Source organism: Haloechinothrix aidingensis, from assembly GCF_013450155.1.
Lineage (GTDB): Bacteria > Actinomycetota > Actinomycetes > Mycobacteriales > Pseudonocardiaceae > Haloechinothrix > Haloechinothrix aidingensis.
Genome location: NZ_JACCKD010000002.1, coordinates 119448 through 139223, shown reverse-complemented (window position 1 = coordinate 139223; position 19776 = coordinate 119448). Strand labels below are relative to the sequence as shown.

Below are 19776 nucleotides of genomic sequence, written 5' to 3'. Positions count from 1 at the left end.
ACGTATGTCCTAGCCGTCCGCGCGGCCTGTACCGCGCTGCCCGCGCCTGGCGACCGCATCCGCCAGGCGGCCGATCAGCTCCTCCGTGGTCTGCCAGCTCATGCACGCGTCCGTGATGCTCTGGCCGTAGTGCAGCTGCTCCGCCCGGCCCAATGTGAGGTCCTGCCGCCCCTCGTGGAGGAAGCTCTCCAGCATTACGCCGACGATGTCGCGGTCACCTCCGGCGATCCGGTCGGCGAGCTCGCCGGTGACCTCGGCCTGGCGGTGATGGTCCTTGCCGCTGTTGCCGTGGCTGGCGTCGACGATGACGCGCTCGGGCAGGCCGGCTTTGCGCAGCTTGGCGACGGCCTCGGCCACGCTCGCCTCGTCGTGGTTCGGACCGGAGGAGCTGCCCCGCAGGATCACGTGACAGTCCGCGTTGCCCGAGGTCGTCAGCAGCGCGGCGAGCCCGTCGTCGTTGATGCCGGGGAATACATGGCTCGCCGCGGCCGCGCGGGCGGCGTCCACCGCGACCTGGATGTCGCCCTCTGTGGAGTTCTTGATGCCGATCGGCATGGATAGGCCGCTGCAGAGCTGGCGGTGAACCTGGCTCGCCGCGGTACGGGCGCCGATCGATCCCCAGCTCACCGTGTCGGCGATGAACTGGGGCATGATCGGGTCGAGGAACTCGCAGCCGACAGGAAGGCCGAGCGCCGAGATGTCCAGCAGGAGCTGTCGCGCGATGCGCAGCCCCCTGTTGACGGTGAAGCTGCCGTCCAGATCGGGATCGTTGATCAGGCCCTTCCACCCCAGGGTGGTGCGCGGCTTCTCGAAGTAGACGCGCATCACGACGTGTACGTGCTCACGCACGGACTCGGCGAGCGTCGCCAGGCGGCGCGCGTAATCCAGACCGGCCTCGGGGTCGTGCATCGAGCACGGACCGACGACGACGAGGAGCCGGTCGTCGTGGCCGCCGAGGATGTCGACAGTCTCGGCACGTCCCTGGTGGACCGTCTTCGCGGCAGGCGTGTCGATCGGGATCTCCTGGCGCAGCAGGGCAGGCGAGAGCAGCGGGCTCATACCCGTTACCCGGGTGTTGTTGAGATCGCCGTCGACCGGCGCGGAGGGCGCCGCGGAGAGCTGTGTCGAATCCTGTGCGGTATCGGCAGACGACATCGTGGGGTGTTCCTTCCCGCAAGCCGCGCTCGCGGGAATCGCCGAGCCGGCTTGCCATTGACTGGATTTCCGGCTCGGACAGGGAACGATCAGCGCATGGTGGTAGCGCCGTGCCCGGTCCGGGCCGGCCCGATAAACCACCGATAGCGCTGCATGGCCAACACATTAACACCCTCCCGCCGGGGCATTCACGAGGCAGTGAGCCACGTGACCCCGCGTGCGTGCCCTTCGTGCGAGCCCTGGCCGCTTCACCAGCGGATTCGGGTGGCCCCGCAGCGGTGGCCGGTTCCGGTCGAGGTGTACATCACGCCCGAGGCCGGTCCCGCTAGGGTGGGGGCGGGACGAGTGAGCTGGCTCACCGGCCGGCTCACTCTGTCACGGGGTAGGACACCGTGTTTCGCTCCGGGTAAGCCCGGGCTGTGACACGTGGCGACGGTAGACAAGCGGAGGTTCGATGCGCGTCGGAGTACTCACGGGTGGCGGGGACTGCCCCGGCCTGAACGCGGTGATTCGGGCGATCGTCCGTAAGGGCACCGAGAAGCTCGGCTGGGACGTGCTCGGGTTCCGGGACGGTTGGCAGGGGCCGCTTACCGGAAGGAGCGTCCCACTCGGACTGACCGATGTAGACCACATCCTGAGCAGGGGCGGCACGATCCTCGGCTCCTCGCGAACCAACCCGTACAAGCAGGACGGCGGGGTCGACGCGATCAAGAAGGTGCTCGCCGACCAGGGTGTCGAGGCGCTGATCGCGATCGGCGGCGAGGACACGCTCGGGGTGGCCAAGCAGCTGTCCGAGGAAGGTATCGGGGTCGTCGGTGTGCCCAAGACCATCGACAACGATCTCGCGGCCACCGACTACACCTTCGGGTTCGACACCGCGGTGCACATCGCGACCGAGTCGATCGATCGGCTGCGGACCACGGCCGAGTCGCATCACCGGGCGCTCGTCGTCGAGGTCATGGGCAGGCACGCGGGGTGGATCGCGCTGCACTCCGGGCTGGCGGGAGGGGCCAACGTGATCCTCGTCCCCGAGCGCCCGTTCGCGGTCGACAAGGTGGTCGAGTGGGTGCAGAGCCGGTTCGAGCGGATGTACGCGCCGATCATCGTCGTCGCCGAGGGCGCCGTTCCGGAGGACGGTGAGCAGGTCCTGCACTCGGGCGAGACCGACGCGTTCGGGCACGTCCGCCTCGGTGGTGTGGGCACATGGCTGGCCGACGTGCTCGGGGAACGAACCGGCAAGGAGTCACGCGCGGTCGTGCTCGGGCACACCCAGCGTGGTGGCACCCCGACCGCCTACGACCGGGTGCTGGCGACGCGTTTCGGCCTGCACGCCGTCGACGCCGTCGCGGAGGGCGACTTCGGCACGATGGTGGCGTTGCGGGGTACCGAGATCCACCGTGCCGGCCTGGCCGAGGCGACAGCCGAGCTCAAGACCGTGCCGCCGGACCGCTACGCCGAGGCGGAGGTGTTCTTCGGTTGACGGTTCCTGAGGTACGTACGGTTCCGTGCCCGGCCGTTCTCGCCGGGTTCGGGTGACCGGCGCTGGATCGGTCCAGGCGTCGAAGCTAAGGTGTGTGAACGTGACTCGACGCGCGAAGATCGTTTGCACGATCGGCCCCGCCACCGCTACGAGGGAGAAGGTGCGGAGCCTGATCGACGCCGGAATGAACGTGGCGCGGCTGAACTTCAGCCACGGCGCCCACCGTGACCACAAGCAAGCCTATGACCTGATCCGGGATGTGGCCGCCGAGACGGGCGAGCCGATCGGGATCCTGGCCGACCTGCAGGGGCCGAAGATCCGGCTGGGGACCTTCGGCCAGGGTCCCGTCGAATGGCACGCCGGGGACACCGTGCGTATCACGGTCGAGGACGTCGTGGGGACTCCGGAGCGAGTGTCGACGACCTACGCCGGCCTGGCCAACGATGCCAAGCCGGGTGACCGCCTACTCGTCGACGACGGCAGGATCGGTCTGACCGTTACCGCTGTCGAGGGGCAAGACGTGGTGTGCGAGGTCACCGAGGGCGGTGAGCCGAGTGACAACAAGGGCGTGTCCCTACCCAGCATGGATGTGTCGGTGCCCGCGCTGCCCGAAAAGGACATCGCCGACCTCGAGTTCGCCCTGGAGCTCGGTGTCGACTTCGTCGCGATGTCGTTCGTGCGCTCGCCTGCTGACATCGACCTTGCCCACCAGGTGATGGACAGGGTCGGCGGGCGGCGCGTGCCGGTGATCGCCAAGCTGGAGAAACCGGAGGCCGTCGCCAACCTGGAAGCCATCGTCCTGGCGTTCGACGGCGTCATGGTCGCCCGCGGCGACCTCGGCGTGGAGCTGGCGCTCGAGCAGGTTCCCCTGGTACAGAAGCGAGCGATCCAGATGGCGCGGGAGAACGCCAAACCGGTGATCGTGGCGACCCAGATGCTCGACTCGATGATGGACAGCTTCCAGCCGACACGGGCGGAGGCCTCGGACGTGGCCAACGCGGTGCTGGACGGTACCGACGCGGTCATGCTCTCCGGGGAGACGAGTGTCGGCCGGTATCCCATCGAGACGGTCGAGACGATGAGCCGGATCGTCACGGCTGTGGAAGCCGAGTCGACCGTTGTGCCGCCGCTGAGCCATGTGCCCCGGACCAAGCGCGGGGTGCTGTCCTACGCGGCACGGGACATCGGCGAGCGGCTCAACGCCAAGGCGCTGGTCGCCTTCACGCAGTCCGGCGACACGGTGCGGCGGCTCGCCCGGCTGCACACCAAGTTGCCGTTGCTGGCCTTCACACCGCTGGAAAGCGTGCGGTCCCAGCTCGCTCTCACCTGGGGTACCTCGGCCCAGATCGTGGATCCGGTGGCCTCGACGGACGCCATGGTGCGACAGGTCGACCAGGCCATGCTGGCGAACCCGCGATACCAGCCCGGTGACCTTGTGGTGGTCGTGGCGGGGTCGCCGCCGGGAACTGTCGGGTCGACCAACCTGATCCGGGTGCACCGGCTCGGGGAAGAGGACCACGCATGAGCGGTGCCCGCGATGCGGAGGGTGCCGATGACCAGACGGTTGTCGACCAGCTGGTGAGCCTGCTCGACCTGGAGAAGATCGAGGAGAACATCTACAGGGGCATCTCCCCCGAGCACTCGCCGGTGCGGGTGTTCGGGGGGCAGGTGGCCGGCCAGGCACTCGTCGCCGCGGGCCGTACCGTGCCCGCCGAACGAGGCGTGCACTCGCTGCACGCCTACTTCATCAGGGGTGGGGACCCGAGCGTGCCGATCCTGTACGAGGTGGATCGCATCCGGGACGGGCGTTCCTTCACCACTCGCAGGGTTGTCGCCATCCAGCACGGCAAGGCCATCTTCGCGCTGTCGGCGTCCTTCCACCTGGCCGAGGAGGGCATCGAGCACGCTGTGCAGATGCCGGATGTCGATCCCCCCGAGTCGCTGCCGACGTTGCCGGAACGGCTCAGCGGCGTCGAGGACAGGCTCGGGATCCACGCCAGGCGACGCCCGATCGACCTGCGCTACGTCAACGACCCACCGTGGGTCACGCGCGAGAACGGCGGTAGGGAAGGGCGCAACCAGGTGTGGATGCGCGCGGACGGTCGCCTGCCCGATGACGGGTTGTTACACGTGTGCGTGCTGACCTATGCCTCCGATATGACCCTGCTCGACTCGGCGCTGGCAAGGCATGGCGTGTACTGGGAGATGGACAAGGTGCTCGGCGCCAGCCTCGATCACGCGCTGTGGTTCCACCGGCCGTTCCGTGCCGACGAGTGGCTGCTCTACGACACCGAGTCACCGACCGCCTCCGGTGCGCGTGGCCTGGCAACGGGCCGGTTCTTCGACAGCGACGGCAGGCTGATCGCGACGGTGGTGCAGGAAGGCCTGTTGCGCGTGCTGTGAGGCAGCGGGTCCGCAGCCGGCGGCAGCACGCTGACGCGGGCCGCGGCGTGACCGGGCAGGCAACGGAGCCGTGCGCTGGTGGCTTCCGGCGCGGGTGAGGAACGGGAAATAAAGGAGTCCGGGGCCGGTCGGGGGATTTGCGACCCCGGACTCCAGTGCACCCCGTTCCGGCGACGAAGGGGGACCTGGGGAGGGTCGCCGCCGATAGTGGAGGACGTGCGCGTGACTCACGCCCACCGTAGGGTGCGGATGCGAGTGTACACACGCGGAGTGCAACTTGCACTAGGTGCCCCGGCGCGTCGGGTGGATCGTGACTCGGCAGCTTCGCCCGGCTGGTTGGATGGTCCCGTGGAGACTGTTACGGAGGGTCGCGAAACCCCAGGAGGGATGCGGAGGTGCCGCTATGGCACGAGGTCACGGGCCCGAGGTGCGCCGTCGCCGGCTGGCAAGTGAGTTGCGCAGGCTGCGTGAGTCAGCCGAGCTGACGATCGGTGAGGTGAGTGACCGCCTGCGGTGCTCGACGTCGAAGGTCAGCCGGATCGAGACCGGGCACGTCGGTGTGCGGCCGCAGGATGTGCGGGCCATGTTGACGCTCTACGGCGTCGGGGAGCGCGAGTCGGACGAGCTGGTGCAGCTGGCACACGAGGCCCGCACGCGGGGCTGGTGGCACTCCTACAGCGAGGTGTTCACCGGCTCGTTCGTCGGTCTCGAGGCGGACGCGAGCTCGCTACGGGCGTTCCAGGCGTTGCTGGTACCCGGCTTGTTGCAGACCAGGCGATACGCACACGCCGTGATCAGGGCGATGCGCCCGCACGCACCGGATGCCGAGATCAAGCGCCGCGTCTCGGCGCGTATGCGGCGGCAACGCCTCCTGGCCGACGAGTCACCCCCGTCGTACGAGGCCGTGATGGACGAGGCCGTCCTGCACAGGGTCGTCGGCGGGCGTGACGTGATGAGCGAGCAGCTGCTCCGCCTGCGCGAGGCCGCTGCGCTGCCGCACGTCACGCTCCGCGTCGTGCCGTTCGACGCGGGAGCCCACTCGGGAATGGAAGGACCGTTCCTCATCCTGGGATTCCCCGAGCGGGCCGACCCCGACGTCGTGTACGTGGACAGCACGACGGGTGGTGTGTGCCTCGAGGAGCCGGACGAGGTGGAGCGATACTCGGTGATGTTCGACCATCTCCGGTATCACGCACTCGGTCACGAGGACTCCACGCGGTTGCTGGACAAGCTCTCCGGAGCCGCGCACGGTCGTTGAGCGGGATCGCGCGACGCGTGCTGCGACGGGTCGACAACGGACGGTGACGACCATTGAGTCGGGCTGGCGCGTGTGCGAGAGTCCGCGCAGCGAGGTCACTCGTGACATGACGGGTCGCCGATCGTCCACGCGGGCGCGGTGGCACGGCAGGGGATATGAGGAGCCGGAACGAGGAGCGGGGAGTTGATGATCGACAGTGCGCGGTGGCGTAGGAGCCGGCACAGCGGTGGCGGGAACGATTGCGTGGAGGTCGCCCACGACGGCGGCGCGGCCCTGATACGCGACTCGAAACGCCCTCGCGAGGGTGTACTGGTCGTCCCGGAGTCGGGTTGGTACAGCTTGCTCGCCGCACTCAAGTGGGACCCGACCGTGTGATCCTGACTCGGCAGGCGGGAGCTGTTCCCCGCCGCCTCCGGAAGCGCGTGGCGCCGTGATGATCCGGGCGGCGCGTGTTCCCTTACCAGGGCTTACGGGTGCTCCGAGCCTGCTGAGGTGTTCGGGTAAGGGAGCACGCCGCCACACTCGTGCCGACGGTGCGTGATTTCCCGATGCCGGGGGCCCGCCCTCAGGACGACTCTTGCGTTGCAGGTCGAACGCAGTGATCGTCGAGCGGCCGTCGATCGGCCGTAGGGAGGCGGGGTCATGGAGCAGCACACGCCGGTCGACGGGTGGAGCGCCGAGGTCGCCTACCGCCGCGAGCAGCTCGCGGCGGACGCGGAGGCGATACGCAGGACGCGGGAGGTTCGCGCACGGGCGAGGGCCGATCGTGCCGAGCGGCGTCGCAGGACCGGACGAGCAGATCAGGGCCGGGGCGCGTCCGGAGCCGACGACGCTCCCGGCCGGAAGTGGGGGGCCGGCCGGGAACGGACGCCGGTTGCGCGATCCGGCGCGTGCGCGGCCTGCTGACGGCCGGGCTCGCACCCGGGGTGCCGTGGCGTGCCCGTGCCCGGCGCACCGGGTGGACCGTGTGCCGTACCGCGGCTGTCGGTGGTCCGGGTGACAATACGGGGTATGCCTCGACTGGGGACCGGAATTCCACTGATCGGCAGGCGTACGGAGCTGCGGCTACTCGTCGACGCGCTGGAGCGAGCCCACAACGGTGACGCGTGCGGCATCCTGCTGTCCGGCGAGGCCGGCATGGGTAAGTCGCGGTTGGTCGCCGAGCTGGGCCGGCGCGCGACGGAGTACGGCGCGCTGGTCCTGACCGGTCGTTGTGTCGACATGTCCGAAGGTTCCTTGCCGTACCTGCCGTTCTCCGACGCGCTCGCGCCGCTGGCGATTCCGGAGAGTGGAGAGCTGCGCGGGGTGTTGCGGGCCCGGCCTGCGCTCGGGCGGCTGTTCCCGCAGCTCGTCCAGCCGACCCCTGCCACAGCGGACTCCTCCCCGTTCACCGTCGAGCACGAGACGATGCGCCGCCCCAACGCCGAGCAGGATATCGGCCAGCTGCAGCTGTTCGACGCCGTCGTGCACGCGCTGACCGAGCTCGCCGACGAGCGCCTCGTCGTGCTCGTCGTCGAGGACCTGCACTGGGCGGACAGCTCGACGCGCGACCTGCTTGCCTTCCTGTGCGCCCGGCTGCGGTCGCAGCGCCTGCTGTTGCTGGCGACCTACCGGCACGACGACGTGCACCGCAGGCATCCGCTGCGCCCGTTGGTCGCCGAGCTCAGCAGGGCAGGACGGGTGGACCGGATGGAGTTGTCCGCGCTGTCCGCGGACGATGCCCACGCGTTCATCGCGGCTATATCGGACGGGCAGCTGGCCGGGGACACCGCGGCAAACATCGTGCGGCGGGCGGAGGGCAACGCGTTCTTCCTCGAGGAGCTGGTCGCCTCGGGAGCGGAGAGCGAGCACGAGGTGCCGGCGGGTCTCGCGGAGGTGCTGCTCGCGCGGGTGGAACGCCTGCCTGCCGTCGCGCGCCAGCTCATCCGGGTCATCTCGGTGGCTCACGGTGGGGTGGCGCACGGCGCACTGAGTGATGTCGCCGGGATCGATGAGCTCGAGCTGGAAAGCGCCCTGCGTGAAGCGGTCCAGCACGGCGTGCTCGTCGTGGACAACGGCTACTACGCGTTCCGCCACGCGTTGCTGCGCGAGGCCGTCTACGCGGACCTGCTTCCCGGCGAGCGCACCCGGATGCACGCCGCGTACGCGCGCAGGCTGGTCGGGATGCGGCGCAGTGGCGTTGCCGCGCAGCTGGCGTATCACAGCTTCGAGAGCAACGACCTGCCAACGGCGCTGGAGGCATCACTGCGCGCGGCACAGGAGGCCGATGCGCTCGGCGCGCCGGGCTCGGCACTGCAGCACATCGAGCGAGCGTTGCGGGTGTGGGACGCGGTGCCGCCGGAGCGGCGCCCGGACGACGTGACTGAGCTCGAGCTCACCAGGAAGGCGTCGCGTATCGCGGGAGTCGCAGGCGAGCCGGACCGCTCCATCTCCTACGCGCGTGCCGCGGTCGACCTGCTCAGCGAGCCGAGTGCCGCGCAGGTCAGCGGGGAAGAGGCTGCCAAGATCCACCTGCGTCTCGGCCGGGCGTTGCTCGGCATGACGGCCTCGCTGGACGAGGCGGCGTCGGTGATCGACCGTGCCTGGGACCTCGTCGCCGATGCCGAGCCGAGCCATACCCGGACCTGGGTGCTCGCGGTACGCGCACGGATACTCCGCGGTCGGGGAAAGTTCGAGGAGTCGCTGGCCAGCGCGCAGGGTGCGCTCGCGGAAGCGCGCACCTACGACCTCGGTGGCGCCGAGGCGGATTCGTTGATCACGATAGGCAGGCTCGCCGAGCACGGGGGCGACTCCACGGCGGCCCGCGAGTACCTCCGGACGGCGCAGCACAAGGCGGCCGAGTCACACGCCGTCGGTACGGAGATGATGGCGCGCTACTATCTCGGCCTCGGATACGAGGAGCGTGGCGAACTCGACGAGGCTGTCGCCGTCTTCGACGACGCGGTCGCGCGGGGTGCCTCGATCGGGGCCGGGTTGACGACCTACGGCGTGGAGTCCCGGGTGCGGCAGCTGCACCTGCGATACGTGCGGGGCGAGTGGGGCGGCATCGACGCCGCCGAGCCGAACCGGAACGCGTTGTCGAGCATCACGGCGGCGTCGCTCGCAGGGCCGATCGCCCACGTGCTCGCCGGGCAGGGCCGATTCGAGGACGCGCTGCGGCTGGTGGAGGAGATGCGCCCGCACGTGCGGGTCGAGCTCCTGATCGCCATCGCGGCTGCGGCGGTCGGCACGGATGTTGCCTTCTGGCAGGGGGAGTACTCCGTCGCGGTGCGTCGCGCGGAGGAGGGCATCGCGTGGTTCGACGAGCACGTCCCCGGGCTGCTCGCCTGCGTGCGGGTGGCGGCGCTGGGCATCGCCGCGGCGGCCTCCCAGGCAGGCGAGCACCGCCTGCGTCTCGACCGCGCAGGCGAGCACGACGCGGTGGGTGCCGGTGAGCGGTTGCTCGCACACACCAGGAGTGTGCTGGATACGCGGGCCGGTGAGGTGGATCCGGCGCCCGGGACGGCGATACGACCGGTCGGTCCGGAGGCCCTGGCCTGGCAGGTACGTGCCGAAGCCGAGGCGACCAGGCTGCGGGGTAGCTCGGACGCCGGACTGTGGGCGAAGGCTGTGGAGGCCTTCGGCTACGGGCCGGTGTACGACCAGGCGGTGTGCCGGTGGCGCTGTGCGGAGGCGTTGCTCGACGCGCACGACGCCGAGCCGGCCGCCGAGCAGCTGGCGGAGGCACATGCCGTCGCCGAGCGGATCGGTGCCGTCCCGCTGCGCGATGCGGTCCGCGCGACGGCGGCGCGCGGGCGGGTGACGCTTCCGGGACGGCAGGCCCCCCGGGCAGCGGGCACCGGCCCGCTCACCGAACGGGAGAGGGCCGTACTCGAGCTGGTAGCCCTCGGCCGGACGAACCGCCAGGTGGGGGCGGAGCTCTACATCAGCGAGAAGACGGTCAGCGTGCACCTGTCCCGCACGATGGCCAAGCTCGGCGCGAGCAGGCGCGCCGAGGCCGTGGCCCTCGCCTACGACCGCGGCCTGCTGAACGCTGAATGACGCTTTCGGTCCATGACGAGGAGTGAGAGCGTCATTCAGCGCGGTAGGTGCCGCATGGCCTTGACGCCACGGGACATGAGCCTGGTCCACAGCTTCGGTGGCATGCCGCGGAACGGACGCAGGCGCATCCCGCGCTGGGCGGCGATGGTTTGGGACTCGGTGTAGCGCAGGATCCCGTCGGCACCGTTGCGCCGCCCGACGCCGGAGTCGCCGACGCCGCCCATCGGGGCATCGATCGATCCGAAGCTCGCCGCGAAACCCTCGTTGACGTTGACGGTCCCTGCGCGGATCCGGGCCGCGACAGCTCGACCGCGTGCCCCGTCGCGGGACCACACGCTCGCGTTGAGCCCGTAGGCCGTGGCGTTCGCGCGGTCGACGGCCTCATCGAGGTCGGTGTATCCGTAGATCGACACGACCGGCCCGAAGGTCTCCTCGGCGTAGACGGTCATTTCCGGCGTGACATCGGTGAGCACCGTCGGTTCGTAGAACAGGGGCCCGAGCTCGCGTCTCGCCCGGCCTCCGGTCAGCACGGTGGCGCCCTTGCCGCGCGCGTCCTCGACGTGCCGTGTGATCGTGTCGAGCTGGTCGGCCGAGGTCAGTGACCCCATGTCGGCACTGAAGTCCAGCTCCGCTCCGAGCCGTAGCCGCTCGGTCTGTGCGACGAACGCGCGGGTGAACTCCTCCTTGACGGACTCGTGCACGTAGATCCGCTCCACCGACACGCACAGCTGCCCTGCCGACGAGAAGCATGCGGTCACGGCGCCCTTGGCGGCGGCATCCACCTTCGCGTCGTCGAGCACGATCATCGGGTTCTTGCCGCCGAGCTCCAGGGAGAAGCTGGTGAGCCGCTCGGCGATCTGGCCGGCCAGCCGCTTGCCGGTTGGGGTCGACCCGGTGAAGCCGACATAGTCGGACTCCTCGACGATCGCGTCGCCGATCACCGAACCGCGGCCGAGCACGATCGTCCACGCGTCCTCGGGTAGGCCCGCCTCGCATGCCAGCTCGTGCAGCCAGAGCGCGCTCAGGCAAGTCTGGTTGTCCGGTTTCTGTACAACGGCGTTGCCCGCGGCCAGAGCGGGCAGGACATCCAGCGCGGTGAGCGCGAGCGGGTAGTTCCACGGCGAGATGATGCCGACGACCCCCTTGGGGTGCCGGACCTCGCTCGTCCTTGTCAGTACCGGCAGCACTCCGGCCCGCCGTTTCGCGCCGAGCAGCTTGGCGCTGTGCTTGCCGTAGTACGACGCGCACAGTGCCGCCGCCGCGACCTCGTCGAACGCGTCCATGCGGGACTTTCCGGTCTCGGCCTGGATGAGATCCAGCACCTCGTCCCGCCTGTCGAGAATGAGGTCCTGTAGCCGCAGGAGGATTCGTTGCCGTTCCGCGACGGGAACCGCTGACCAGGAGCGTTGGGCCTGGCGTGCCCCGGAGAAGGCTGCGCGTGCCTCGGCGTCGGTCGCCTGCGGAAGGGTGGCGATGGGGTTGCCGGTGAACGGCGCTTGCATCTCGGTCCCGCCGGTGTCGTTACCGCCGGTGACACGGGCGAGCAATGCCTGTGCGCGGGTGCGCGACGGCGCGCCCGGCACGCCACCGATGGTGCCGCGTTGGCTGGTGCTGGATGCGGCCTTGGCCGGCAGGGTGCTCGTCACGACGCCTCCCGTTACTCGTGGGTAGCTTCTCCCGGTGAGCATACTGGCGGTACGGCGCTGAACCAAGCTGCCCGTCCGCACGCGCGTGGTCACGGCCGTCAGCGAGGTCCCTCAGCGCGCTTCCGTGCCGACCAGGATGCGTTTCCATTCCTCGAGCAGCTGCTTGCGGCGCACCGCGTCCCCGCCGATCTCGGCGTCGAGGGCGAGACCGCGGATGAGGTTGACGGTGAGCCAGAACAGCGTCTCGGTCCGTTCCGAGGGGCTCTCGCCGGTCAGGGACGTGAACAGTGCCAAGGTCGACTTGCCGAGCGCGCGGTCCACCGGGCGGATCGCGGCCTTGAGCTCGGCGTCGGTACGTGCGGCGACCCACAGTTCCATCACGGCTGCCGAGAGTGTGCCCGAGAACCCCTGCCAGAGCAGCTCCACGCCTCGTTCGACCCGTTGCGGACCGGGCGGGAGGCTCCCCGCGGCGTCGACGATCTCCTCGCCGATGCGATGGGTGAGGTGCTCGACGGCTGCCGCCATGAGGTCGGCCTTGGTCGTGAAGTGGTGTTGCTGGGCACCCTTGGACACGCCGGCGCGCGCGCAGATCTCGTGTACCGACGTACGCGCGTAGCCCAGCTCGATCAGGCAGTCGATGGTCGCGTCGAGCAGCGCGGCGCGGGTATGGGCGCTGCGCTCGGCCTGGGTGCGATGGCCCCGGACGCCTCGCTCCGAGGTGTCCTTGGACGGTTCGGCACTGCCCACGTCACGCCTCCCTTGATCGCCCGACGAGTGCACTGTACATTCCGAGTAGAACTTACCTTCCAATTGGAATGTTTTCTAGTCGACACCCGCATGGGACGTGTCCCGCGCGAGAGGCACAGGAGGCCTGAGGAATGGCGCTGCAACTTCCGTCAAGCTCGTGGAGTGACTCCGATATCGAGGCGTTCCGGGAGCTGGCGCGGACCTTCTGCCAGAAGGAACTCACCCCGAACCAGGAGCGGTGGATCGAGAACAAGCAGGTCGACCGCGAGCTGTGGACCAAGGCGGGGGAGGTCGGCCTGCTCGGCCTGTCCGTTCCCGAGGAGTACGGCGGTGGCGGCGGGACCTTCGCACACGAGACCGTGCTCTTCGAGGAACAGGCACGCGCGGGCGACGGCGCGTGGGGCGTCAGCGTGCACAGCGGGATCGTGGCGCACTACCTGCTTGCCTACGCCTCGGAGGAGAGGAAGCGGGAATGGCTGCCCAAGCTGTGCTCGGGCGAGTACGTCGGCGCGATCGCGATGACCGAACCCGGCACCGGGTCGGACCTGCAGAGCATCACCACCCGCGCGGTACGGGACGGGGACAGTTACGTCATCAGTGGTTCCAAGACCTTCATCACCAACGGCGCGCACGCCGATCTGGTGGTCGTGGCGGCCAAGACGGACCCGGACGCCGGCGCGCAGGGCGTGTCGCTGTTCGCCGTGGAGACGTCGGCCGAGGGCTTCCGCAGGGGACGTGTGCTGGACAAGGTCGGGCTCAAGGGCCAGGACACCGCCGAGCTGTTCTTCGACGACGTACGCGTGCCCGCCGACAACCTGCTCGGGGAGCAAGAAGGCATGGGCTTCATCCAGCTCATGGAGCAGCTGCCGCAGGAACGGCTGATCATCGCGGTCACGGCGGTGGCCGGTATGGAGGCCGCCGTCGACCAGACGCTCGAGTACACCAAGGAGCGCGAAGCGTTCGGCCGCCCGATCTTCGGGTTCCAGAACACCAAGTTCACCCTCGCCGATGCCGCGACAGAGGCCGCGGTGAGCCGGGCGTTCCTGGACCAGTGCATCGAGCGGCACCTGCGCGGCGAGCTGGACGTCCAGGGTGCGGCCATGGCCAAGCTGTGGACCACCGAGCGGGTCAACAAGGTCGTCGACGACTGCGTACAGCTGTTCGGCGGTTACGGGTACATGGCGGAGTACCCGATCGCGCGCGCCTGGACCGATGTCCGGATCAACCGGATCTTCGGTGGCACGAACGAGATCATGAAGGAGATCATCTCGCGGTTCCTGTAGTGGACTCGCCGGGCCCGAGGACCCGGTTCGGGATGACGACATCGAGAGGATGAGATCGCATATGGCAGCAGGCCCCCTCTCCGGGCTGCGCGTCGTGGAGCTGGCCGGGTTGGCACCCGGGCCGTTCGCGTGCACCGTGCTGGCCGACCTGGGCGCCGAGGTGATCCGGGTGGACCGTGCGAAGCCGGGAGCCGATGTGCTCATGTTCGACAACGATCCGCTGATGCGCAGCAGGCGCACCATCGGTGTGGACACCAAGACCGCTGAGGGCGTGGAGCTGGTGCTGCGCCTCGTCGACCGTGCCGATGTGCTCGTCGAGGGGTTCCGGCCCGGGGTCGCCGAACGGATGGGCCTGGGCCCGCAGGAGTGCCACGCGCGCAAACCCGCGCTGGTCTACGGCAGGATCACCGGGTGGGGCCAGGACGGTCCGATGGCCTCCTCGGCCGGCCACGACATCAACTACGTGGGCCTGTCGGGTGCGCTGGAGCGGATCGGGCGCTCCGGGCAGCGCCCGGTGCCGCCGCTGAACCTGGTCGCCGACTACGGCGGCGGCGGCCTGCTGCTGGCGATGGGCGTGCTCGCCGCGCTGTACGAACGGCAGCACTCGGGCGAGGGGCAGGTCGTAGACGCATCCATGGTGGACGGTTCGGCGCTGCTGGCGACCAGCCTGTACGGGCTGCGCGCGAACGGTGGCTGGTCGGGTGAGCGTGGCGAGAACATGCTCGACGGCGGCGCCCCGTTCTACGACACCTACGCCACGGCGGATGGTAAGTACGTCGCGGTCGGCGCCATCGAGATGCGCTTCTGGGGCGACCTGGTGAAGGTACTCGGACTCGACGCCGACGAGCTCCCGTTCCATTTCGACCAGAACGAGTGGCCACGGCTGCGCAAGATCCTCGCCGACGAGATCGCCAAGTACGACCGGGACGAGCTGGTGGCGCGCGCCGAGGGTACCGACGCGTGCATCACACCTGTGCTCTCGCCAGAGGAGGCGCCCTCGCACCCGCACAATGTGGCGCGCGGCACGTTCGTCGACGTCGGGGGCGTGCGGCAGCCCGCCCCGGCGCCGAAGTTCGACCGCACACCTGCCGAGCACCCGAGTCCGCCGCACGAGCGGGGTTCGGATACCGACGAGGTGCTCGGCGAGCTCGGCTTCGACGGCGCCGACCTCCAGCGGTTGCGCGAGGCGGGAGCGATCGCCTGACTCAGCCGGGCAGCACGATCTCGGCGAACACCGCCCGGTGATCCCCGCCGGACACGTCCGGAGTATCGACTTCCCGTGCCGAGGCTCGTGCGTCGAGCACGATGTGGTCCAGTGTGGCCAGCGGTACGGGGAGGTACCGCCTGAGCGGCCAGGTGGGCACCAGCCCCTTGCCCACCTGGCCGGCCGCGTCGGCGTAGCCGGAGCCGAGCAGCCGCCGGAACTCGGCATGGTCGAGCGTGGCGTTGAAGTCGCCGGACAGGATGCGTAGCGGAGCGTCGGTCGTGGCTTCCGGCAGGGCGCGCAGCTCGGCGCGCCAGTCGGCGGCCCGGGTCACGGGTGGCACCGTGTGCACCGCGACGATCTCGACGGGCAGTGCGGAGTCGAGCCGCACGCGCGCGCTCGGTTGCCGGAACCAGGAGCCGCCGACCTCGCCCAGCTCCTCCAACGGGTACCGCGAGGCGATCCCGGAGCCTGCCGCGGCGGTCTCCGGGATGAAGTGCTGGTGCGGCAGGAGCTCGCCGAGGCCGGCCGCTTCCAGCTCCGTCGCGGTCCGCGGGTGCAGCTCGAGCACGGTCAGCACGTCCACCTCGTACTCGCGCACCAGCTCGACAACGGCCTCCGGGTCGACCCGGCCGAAGAAGAGGTTCACGGACAGCACCCGCACCGTGGCACCGCCGGTGTCCGGCCCGTCGGCCGGCAGCGCCCTGGGGAGCATGACGGCCACCAGCGCGACGACGAGTGCCGTCACGACGCCGCCGATCCACCAGCGGCGCAGGACAAGAGCCAGCACGCCGAGCAGACCCCCGGCCAGCGTGACAGCCGGTGTCAGCGCCAGCAGGGCCGTCGTGTAGCGGTTGCCGTCGGTCCACAGCAGGCCGGAGACCACCAACCGCAGGCCGGCCGCGGCGCAGAACGGGACGGCGAGGAGGACGAGGCTCGTGGTGACGACGCGGGCCACGGGCGTGCTCCGCGGGTGGGGTTGCTCGCGACCGCGGACCTGCTCCCGGGATCGCCTCACGCGGTACCTCCTCATGCGCTGCCGTACGCGTACGCTCGCCGATCATGCCCGCCGCAGCCGACCATCTGTTCGGCGCATCGCTGCCGGACATGCCTTCCGGGCGGTGCCAGGGCCGGTTCACCGCATGCCGCGCACGCGACAGCGGCACGGCAGCCGCTTGCCCACCCTGGGCAGGGAACGGACCGGCAGGGGACGGGATACTGCATGTTATGCGAGAGCCGGATGCCGCCGCGGACGACCCGGCGAGCAGACACAGGCAGCTGGACTGGGAAGGATTCCACAACGCCAGGGACCTCGGTGGTCTACCTACCCTGGACGGCCACCGCACGCGGTTCGGAGCGTACGTCAGATCGGCGGAGCCGACCCTGGTCACCGAAGCGGGGTGGCGGGCGGCGCTGGACGCGGGGGTGCGCACGATCGTCGACCTGCGCAACGAGGACGAGGTCCGACCGGTGGCGGGGGAGGGCCCGACACGGCTCGCCGGGACGGCACTGTTCTCCCGCACGACCGACACCGGTGTGGCGCCCGCGGGGTGTGACAGGTGGGAGGTAGGGAGCCGAAGGTGGCCTTGGTTCCATAGAAGGAGCCGAACGTGACATTCGGCTCCACCCCGTCACGACTCGAAGGTGCCGTGGCGGCCGGCTCCGCCCGCGAAGCGGGCCGCACCGGATACCGCCTCCTCGGAGAGCGTGGTATCGCCTGTGCCGATCGTGAATTCCCTGGCCAGCGCTTCGTCGACACTCTGGCCGTGCTGCTCGAGCACAGACTGCCGGTCGGAACGCATGCAATGCTGCGGGAACGCCGCGATCTGCGCGGCCAGCTCCTCGGCTGCCGCACGGGCCTGGCCCTGAGGCACGACCCGGTTCGCCAGCCCGATCGCGTGCGCCTCGTGCGCGTCGACCGGGCGGCCCGTCAGGATCAGGTCCATCGCGCGGGACTCGCCGATGAGCCGGGGGAGCCGGACGGTGCCGCCGTCGATCAGTGGCACGCCCCATCTGCGGCAGAACACGCCGAAAACCGCCGACTCGTCCGCGACCCGCAGATCGCACCACAGGGCGAGCTCGAGGCCGCCTGCCACGGCGTGCCCGTGCACCGCGGCGATCACCGGCTTGCCGAGCCGCATCCGGGTGGGTCCCATCGGACCGTCTCCATCGGGATCCAGCACGTTGCCACGTTCGGTACCGACGGCCTTGAGGTCGGCCCCTGCGCAGAACGAGTCCCCGGTGCCGGTCAGTACGGCTACCCGGGCCGCGGGGTCGCGGTCGAACTCACGGAAGGCTTCCGCGAGAGCCCGTGCCGTCGGCCCGTCCACGGCATTGCGCGCCTCCGGGCGCCGAAGGGATACGATCAACACGGGCCCGTCGCGTTCCACGTCTACGTTGCCGGGTGTCACGATGGCACTCGCCTCTCTGTCACGGACGGGATGCCTACTCTATGCTTATCCGTGAACACACTGAAGTGGCCTCGTCACACTCGCGAGGCCGTCACGACCGGATGGGATAAGGACGACTATGCCACCGAATCTCAAGAAGGCCTTGATCGTCGGTGCTGTCGGTCTCGTGCTGTTCTTCCTCATCAGCCAGCCGACGGAGTCCGCCAGCGCGGTACACGCCGTACTCGGGTGGCTGCAGGAAGGCGCGGAGGCCCTGGTGACCTTTGTCCGTGCCCTGTTCGAGTAATCGTCACTCGGGTGTGGGGTGTCTCACAGTGCGGACCGTGATTAGGCCATCCGAGTGGTTTCCCTGGGTGAAGGTCCAGGTCATCGAATTCTCTCAACTGAAGGTCTGGCGAACGTCCCCTGTCGCGTCCTACCGTGCTCACAATACGTGACCGACCGGTTCTGCATCGTTAACGGGCAGGACGGTTCATCGAGGGAGGCGGATATGACCCGAGACCCAGGTGTGGACGCGTTGATCCGGCAATGGTCGGCTGAGCGGGATGCGACAGCCGAGGACAGCGAGGTCAACCGCATTACGGCGGAGTGGTTGGCCGACGCGCCGAGTAGCGCACCTGGGATCCCTGGTCAGCGCGACAACGGGGGAGACTCCGGCTGGTCGGAGGTGCAGGCTGCCGACCCCCGCTACGTCGAGGCCATGCGGCGCAGGCTGCCGGGCGTGCCCGAGGAGCTTCTCGGTGCCGCGGCGCGCTGGTGGCAGGTGGTCGGCGGCCTGGCCGAGGCAGAGGAGTGGTGGGACGCGGGCATCAGCCCGCTCGACCAGCGCGCCTTGGAGTACCGGGCGGCCGGTCTGGCTCCCGGCGACCTCAGCGTGCATCTCGGCCCGTACACCGTGCTGGAACACCTGCGGCGCGGCAGCGCGGCCGCCTGGTGCGTCGCGCGGCTGGCCAAGGCCCGGCGCGCGGCCGCGTCCTGAACCCGCCCGGCAGCTCCCGCACAACACCCTGTGCCGCGTGTGCACCGCGTTCCGTGCGCCTCTTCACTGACGTGTGACATCGGATCGTGGTACAACAACGCGTAACGTGACCGCGGTGCGCATCGTTGTGTGATCGGGACGGCATGACCGTAGGCGCATGGCGATGGCGCGGTCACGGTTGTGCGGGAGCGTTCGATCGGGAGGCAGGTGTCCGTGCGACAAGCGCGTAGCGCGGAGAGTGGTTCGGAGGACGACGGGCCGACCGATCCCGCACGCTGGCGCCGGGAGACCGGTGGCGTCCTGGTGCGGCTGGGCGTCGTGGTCGGTGTGCTGCTGGTGGCCGGCAGCGGCGTGTTCGCGTTGAACCACGTCACGGCACCGGAGTTCAGCCCGACGACCAACGAGATCCCCGCGCTGTCGGTGGAGCCGGCGTCGGTGGAGCCGGGTACCAACGTGCCGGGTAACGCGACGGTGGCAGGCACTGCCACCGAGGGCGACGACGAGGAGTCCGGCGAGCAGGGCGAGTCGCGCGAGCCGGAGCAGGCTTCGGTCCGGGAAACGCTGCGTGACTGGGCCGAGAGGCTCGGTCCCGAGCTCGACGTCCCGCCTCGAGCGCTGGTCGCGTACGGGTTGGCCGAGATCTCCGTGCGCCAGAGCCAGCCGAGCTGCCGGTTGTCCTGGGCGACGTTGGCAGGGATCGGCCGGGTCGAGTCCTATCACGGCCAGTACGGGGACGCGGTCCTGCAGGACAACGGACTGCCGTCCGAGCCGATCATCGGGATCGCGCTGGACGGTTCCGGTGACGTGAAACGGATCCAGGACACCGACGGGGGCAAGTGGGACGGCGATCCGGAATTCGATCGCGCCGTCGGGCCCATGCAGTTCATCCCGAGCACCTGGAGCCGGTTCGCGGTGGACGGCAACGGCAACGGTGAGTCCCACCCGCAGCAGATCGACGACGCCGCGCTCGCTGCGGCTCACTACCTCTGCCGCAGCGGCCGTGACATGTCAAGCGGGCAGGGCTGGTGGCAGGGTGTCCTGTCGTACAACGACTCCGTCGAGTACGGGCAGCGCGTCTTCGCCGTCGCCGACTCGTACGCGAGCACCGCGCAGTCGCTCGGCTGAGTACGGGACGGATCCCGACCCGTCAGCGGTGCCCCTCCTGGCGG

General features: G+C 69.8%; 18 protein-coding genes. 13 read left to right on the top strand and 5 right to left on the bottom strand.

The window, feature by feature from the left end:
- Positions 1–9: 9 nt before the first annotated feature.
- Entirely contained in the window at positions 10–1155 is a 1146-nt protein-coding gene (locus H0B56_RS05200; RefSeq protein ID WP_180891802.1) for a 3-deoxy-7-phosphoheptulonate synthase, read from the bottom strand.
- Between the two features lie 454 nt (positions 1156–1609).
- Here H0B56_RS05200 and H0B56_RS05195 point away from each other — a divergent pair, with 454 nt between their 5' ends.
- The 7 genes from H0B56_RS05195 to H0B56_RS05165 all read left to right on the top strand — a co-directional run bounded on the left by H0B56_RS05195 (position 1610) and on the right by H0B56_RS05165 (position 10337).
- A complete protein-coding gene (locus tag H0B56_RS05195; RefSeq protein WP_180891801.1) occupies positions 1610–2635 on the top strand; it encodes a 6-phosphofructokinase in 1026 nt (341 codons plus the stop codon).
- A 100-nt stretch (positions 2636–2735) separates the two neighbouring features.
- Positions 2736–4160 carry a pyruvate kinase gene (pyk, locus tag H0B56_RS05190; protein ID WP_180891800.1) on the top strand — a complete coding sequence of 475 codons (1425 nt, stop codon included), beginning with the start codon at positions 2736–2738 and terminating at the stop codon, positions 4158–4160.
- The gene (gene tesB / locus H0B56_RS05185) at positions 4157–5038 is read left to right on the top strand and encodes an acyl-CoA thioesterase II (protein WP_180891799.1); all 882 of its coding nucleotides are present in this window, start codon (positions 4157–4159) and stop codon (positions 5036–5038) included. The genes pyk and tesB overlap by 4 nt, the downstream gene beginning before the upstream one ends.
- A 403-nt stretch (positions 5039–5441) precedes the next feature.
- Complete coding sequence (locus tag H0B56_RS05180) at positions 5442–6296, top strand: helix-turn-helix domain-containing protein (RefSeq protein ID WP_180891798.1); 855 nt, start codon at positions 5442–5444, stop codon at positions 6294–6296.
- A gap of 186 nt (positions 6297–6482) precedes the next feature.
- A complete protein-coding gene (locus H0B56_RS05175; RefSeq protein ID WP_180891797.1) occupies positions 6483–6671 on the top strand; it encodes a DUF397 domain-containing protein in 189 nt (62 codons plus the stop codon).
- 267 nt (positions 6672–6938) lie between these two features.
- On the top strand, positions 6939–7202 hold the full coding sequence (locus tag H0B56_RS05170; RefSeq protein WP_180891796.1) for a hypothetical protein: 264 nt from the start codon (positions 6939–6941) through the stop codon (positions 7200–7202).
- Between the two features lie 105 nt (positions 7203–7307).
- Complete coding sequence (locus H0B56_RS05165) at positions 7308–10337, top strand: helix-turn-helix transcriptional regulator (protein ID WP_219632351.1); 3030 nt, start codon at positions 7308–7310, stop codon at positions 10335–10337.
- Positions 10338–10372: 35 nt separating this feature from the next.
- On the opposite strand, the gene H0B56_RS05160 is transcribed toward H0B56_RS05165, so the two are convergent.
- On the bottom strand, positions 10373–11983 hold the full coding sequence (locus tag H0B56_RS05160) for a succinic semialdehyde dehydrogenase (protein WP_343063762.1): 1611 nt from the start codon (positions 11981–11983) through the stop codon (positions 10373–10375).
- Positions 11984–12094: 111 nt separating this feature from the next.
- On the bottom strand, positions 12095–12730 hold the full coding sequence (locus tag H0B56_RS05155; RefSeq protein ID WP_180891795.1) for a TetR family transcriptional regulator: 636 nt from the start codon (positions 12728–12730) through the stop codon (positions 12095–12097).
- A gap of 131 nt (positions 12731–12861) precedes the next feature.
- On the opposite strand from H0B56_RS05155, the gene H0B56_RS05150 reads away from it, so the two are divergent.
- Together H0B56_RS05150 and H0B56_RS05145 are read left to right on the top strand one after the other, a co-directional pair.
- Complete coding sequence (locus H0B56_RS05150; protein WP_180891794.1) at positions 12862–14013, top strand: acyl-CoA dehydrogenase family protein; 1152 nt, start codon at positions 12862–12864, stop codon at positions 14011–14013.
- A gap of 61 nt (positions 14014–14074) precedes the next feature.
- Complete coding sequence (locus H0B56_RS05145; protein ID WP_180891793.1) at positions 14075–15217, top strand: CaiB/BaiF CoA transferase family protein; 1143 nt, start codon at positions 14075–14077, stop codon at positions 15215–15217.
- Position 15218: 1 nt separating this feature from the next.
- Here the strand turns inward: H0B56_RS05145 and H0B56_RS05140 are convergent, their stop codons facing one another.
- Entirely contained in the window at positions 15219–16235 is a 1017-nt protein-coding gene (locus H0B56_RS05140) for an endonuclease/exonuclease/phosphatase family protein (protein ID WP_343063761.1), read from the bottom strand.
- Between the two features lie 44 nt (positions 16236–16279).
- On the opposite strand from H0B56_RS05140, the gene H0B56_RS22725 reads away from it, so the two are divergent.
- Positions 16280–16831, top strand: coding sequence for a tyrosine-protein phosphatase (locus H0B56_RS22725; protein WP_246360903.1), 552 nt, complete (start codon positions 16280–16282; stop codon positions 16829–16831).
- Between the two features lie 17 nt (positions 16832–16848).
- Here H0B56_RS22725 and H0B56_RS05130 read toward each other — a convergent pair whose 3' ends face one another.
- Positions 16849–17631: a crotonase/enoyl-CoA hydratase family protein gene (locus H0B56_RS05130; protein WP_343063805.1), complete on the bottom strand. Its 783-nt coding sequence runs from the start codon at positions 17629–17631 to the stop codon at positions 16849–16851.
- A 115-nt stretch (positions 17632–17746) separates the two neighbouring features.
- On the opposite strand from H0B56_RS05130, the gene H0B56_RS05125 reads away from it, so the two are divergent.
- The 3 genes from H0B56_RS05125 to H0B56_RS23410 all read left to right on the top strand — a co-directional run bounded on the left by H0B56_RS05125 (position 17747) and on the right by H0B56_RS23410 (position 19732).
- The gene (locus H0B56_RS05125) at positions 17747–17914 is read left to right on the top strand and encodes a hypothetical protein (RefSeq protein WP_180891790.1); all 168 of its coding nucleotides are present in this window, start codon (positions 17747–17749) and stop codon (positions 17912–17914) included.
- A 204-nt stretch (positions 17915–18118) separates the two neighbouring features.
- Positions 18119–18607 carry a helix-turn-helix transcriptional regulator gene (locus H0B56_RS05120; RefSeq protein WP_180891789.1) on the top strand — a complete coding sequence of 163 codons (489 nt, stop codon included), beginning with the start codon at positions 18119–18121 and terminating at the stop codon, positions 18605–18607.
- Positions 18608–18814: 207 nt separating this feature from the next.
- Positions 18815–19732 (top strand): lytic transglycosylase domain-containing protein, encoded by a 918-nt coding sequence (locus H0B56_RS23410; protein ID WP_343063760.1) that lies wholly within the window; start codon positions 18815–18817, stop codon positions 19730–19732.
- Positions 19733–19776: the final 44 nt, after the last annotated feature.

Bases quoted from the DNA above. Each gene is read 5' to 3' on its own strand.
- H0B56_RS05170 (WP_180891796.1), top strand. From the start codon at position 6,939: ATGGAGCAGCACACGCCGGTCGACGGGTGGAGCGCCGAGGTCGCCTAC.
- H0B56_RS05150 (WP_180891794.1), top strand. From the start codon at position 12,862: ATGGCGCTGCAACTTCCGTCAAGCTCGTGGAGTGACTCCGATATCGAG.
- H0B56_RS05165 (WP_219632351.1), top strand. From the start codon at position 7,308: ATGCCTCGACTGGGGACCGGAATTCCACTGATCGGCAGGCGTACGGAG.
- H0B56_RS05120 (WP_180891789.1), top strand. From the start codon at position 18,119: ATGACCCGAGACCCAGGTGTGGACGCGTTGATCCGGCAATGGTCGGCT.
- H0B56_RS05195 (WP_180891801.1), top strand. From the start codon at position 1,610: ATGCGCGTCGGAGTACTCACGGGTGGCGGGGACTGCCCCGGCCTGAAC.
- tesB (WP_180891799.1), top strand. From the start codon at position 4,157: ATGAGCGGTGCCCGCGATGCGGAGGGTGCCGATGACCAGACGGTTGTC.
- H0B56_RS05200 (WP_180891802.1), bottom strand. From the start codon at position 1,155: ATGTCGTCTGCCGATACCGCACAGGATTCGACACAGCTCTCCGCGGCG.
- H0B56_RS22725 (WP_246360903.1), top strand. From the start codon at position 16,280: ATGCCCGCCGCAGCCGACCATCTGTTCGGCGCATCGCTGCCGGACATG.
- H0B56_RS05145 (WP_180891793.1), top strand. From the start codon at position 14,075: ATGGCAGCAGGCCCCCTCTCCGGGCTGCGCGTCGTGGAGCTGGCCGGG.
- H0B56_RS05180 (WP_180891798.1), top strand. From the start codon at position 5,442: ATGGCACGAGGTCACGGGCCCGAGGTGCGCCGTCGCCGGCTGGCAAGT.
- H0B56_RS05125 (WP_180891790.1), top strand. From the start codon at position 17,747: ATGCCACCGAATCTCAAGAAGGCCTTGATCGTCGGTGCTGTCGGTCTC.
- H0B56_RS05175 (WP_180891797.1), top strand. From the start codon at position 6,483: ATGATCGACAGTGCGCGGTGGCGTAGGAGCCGGCACAGCGGTGGCGGG.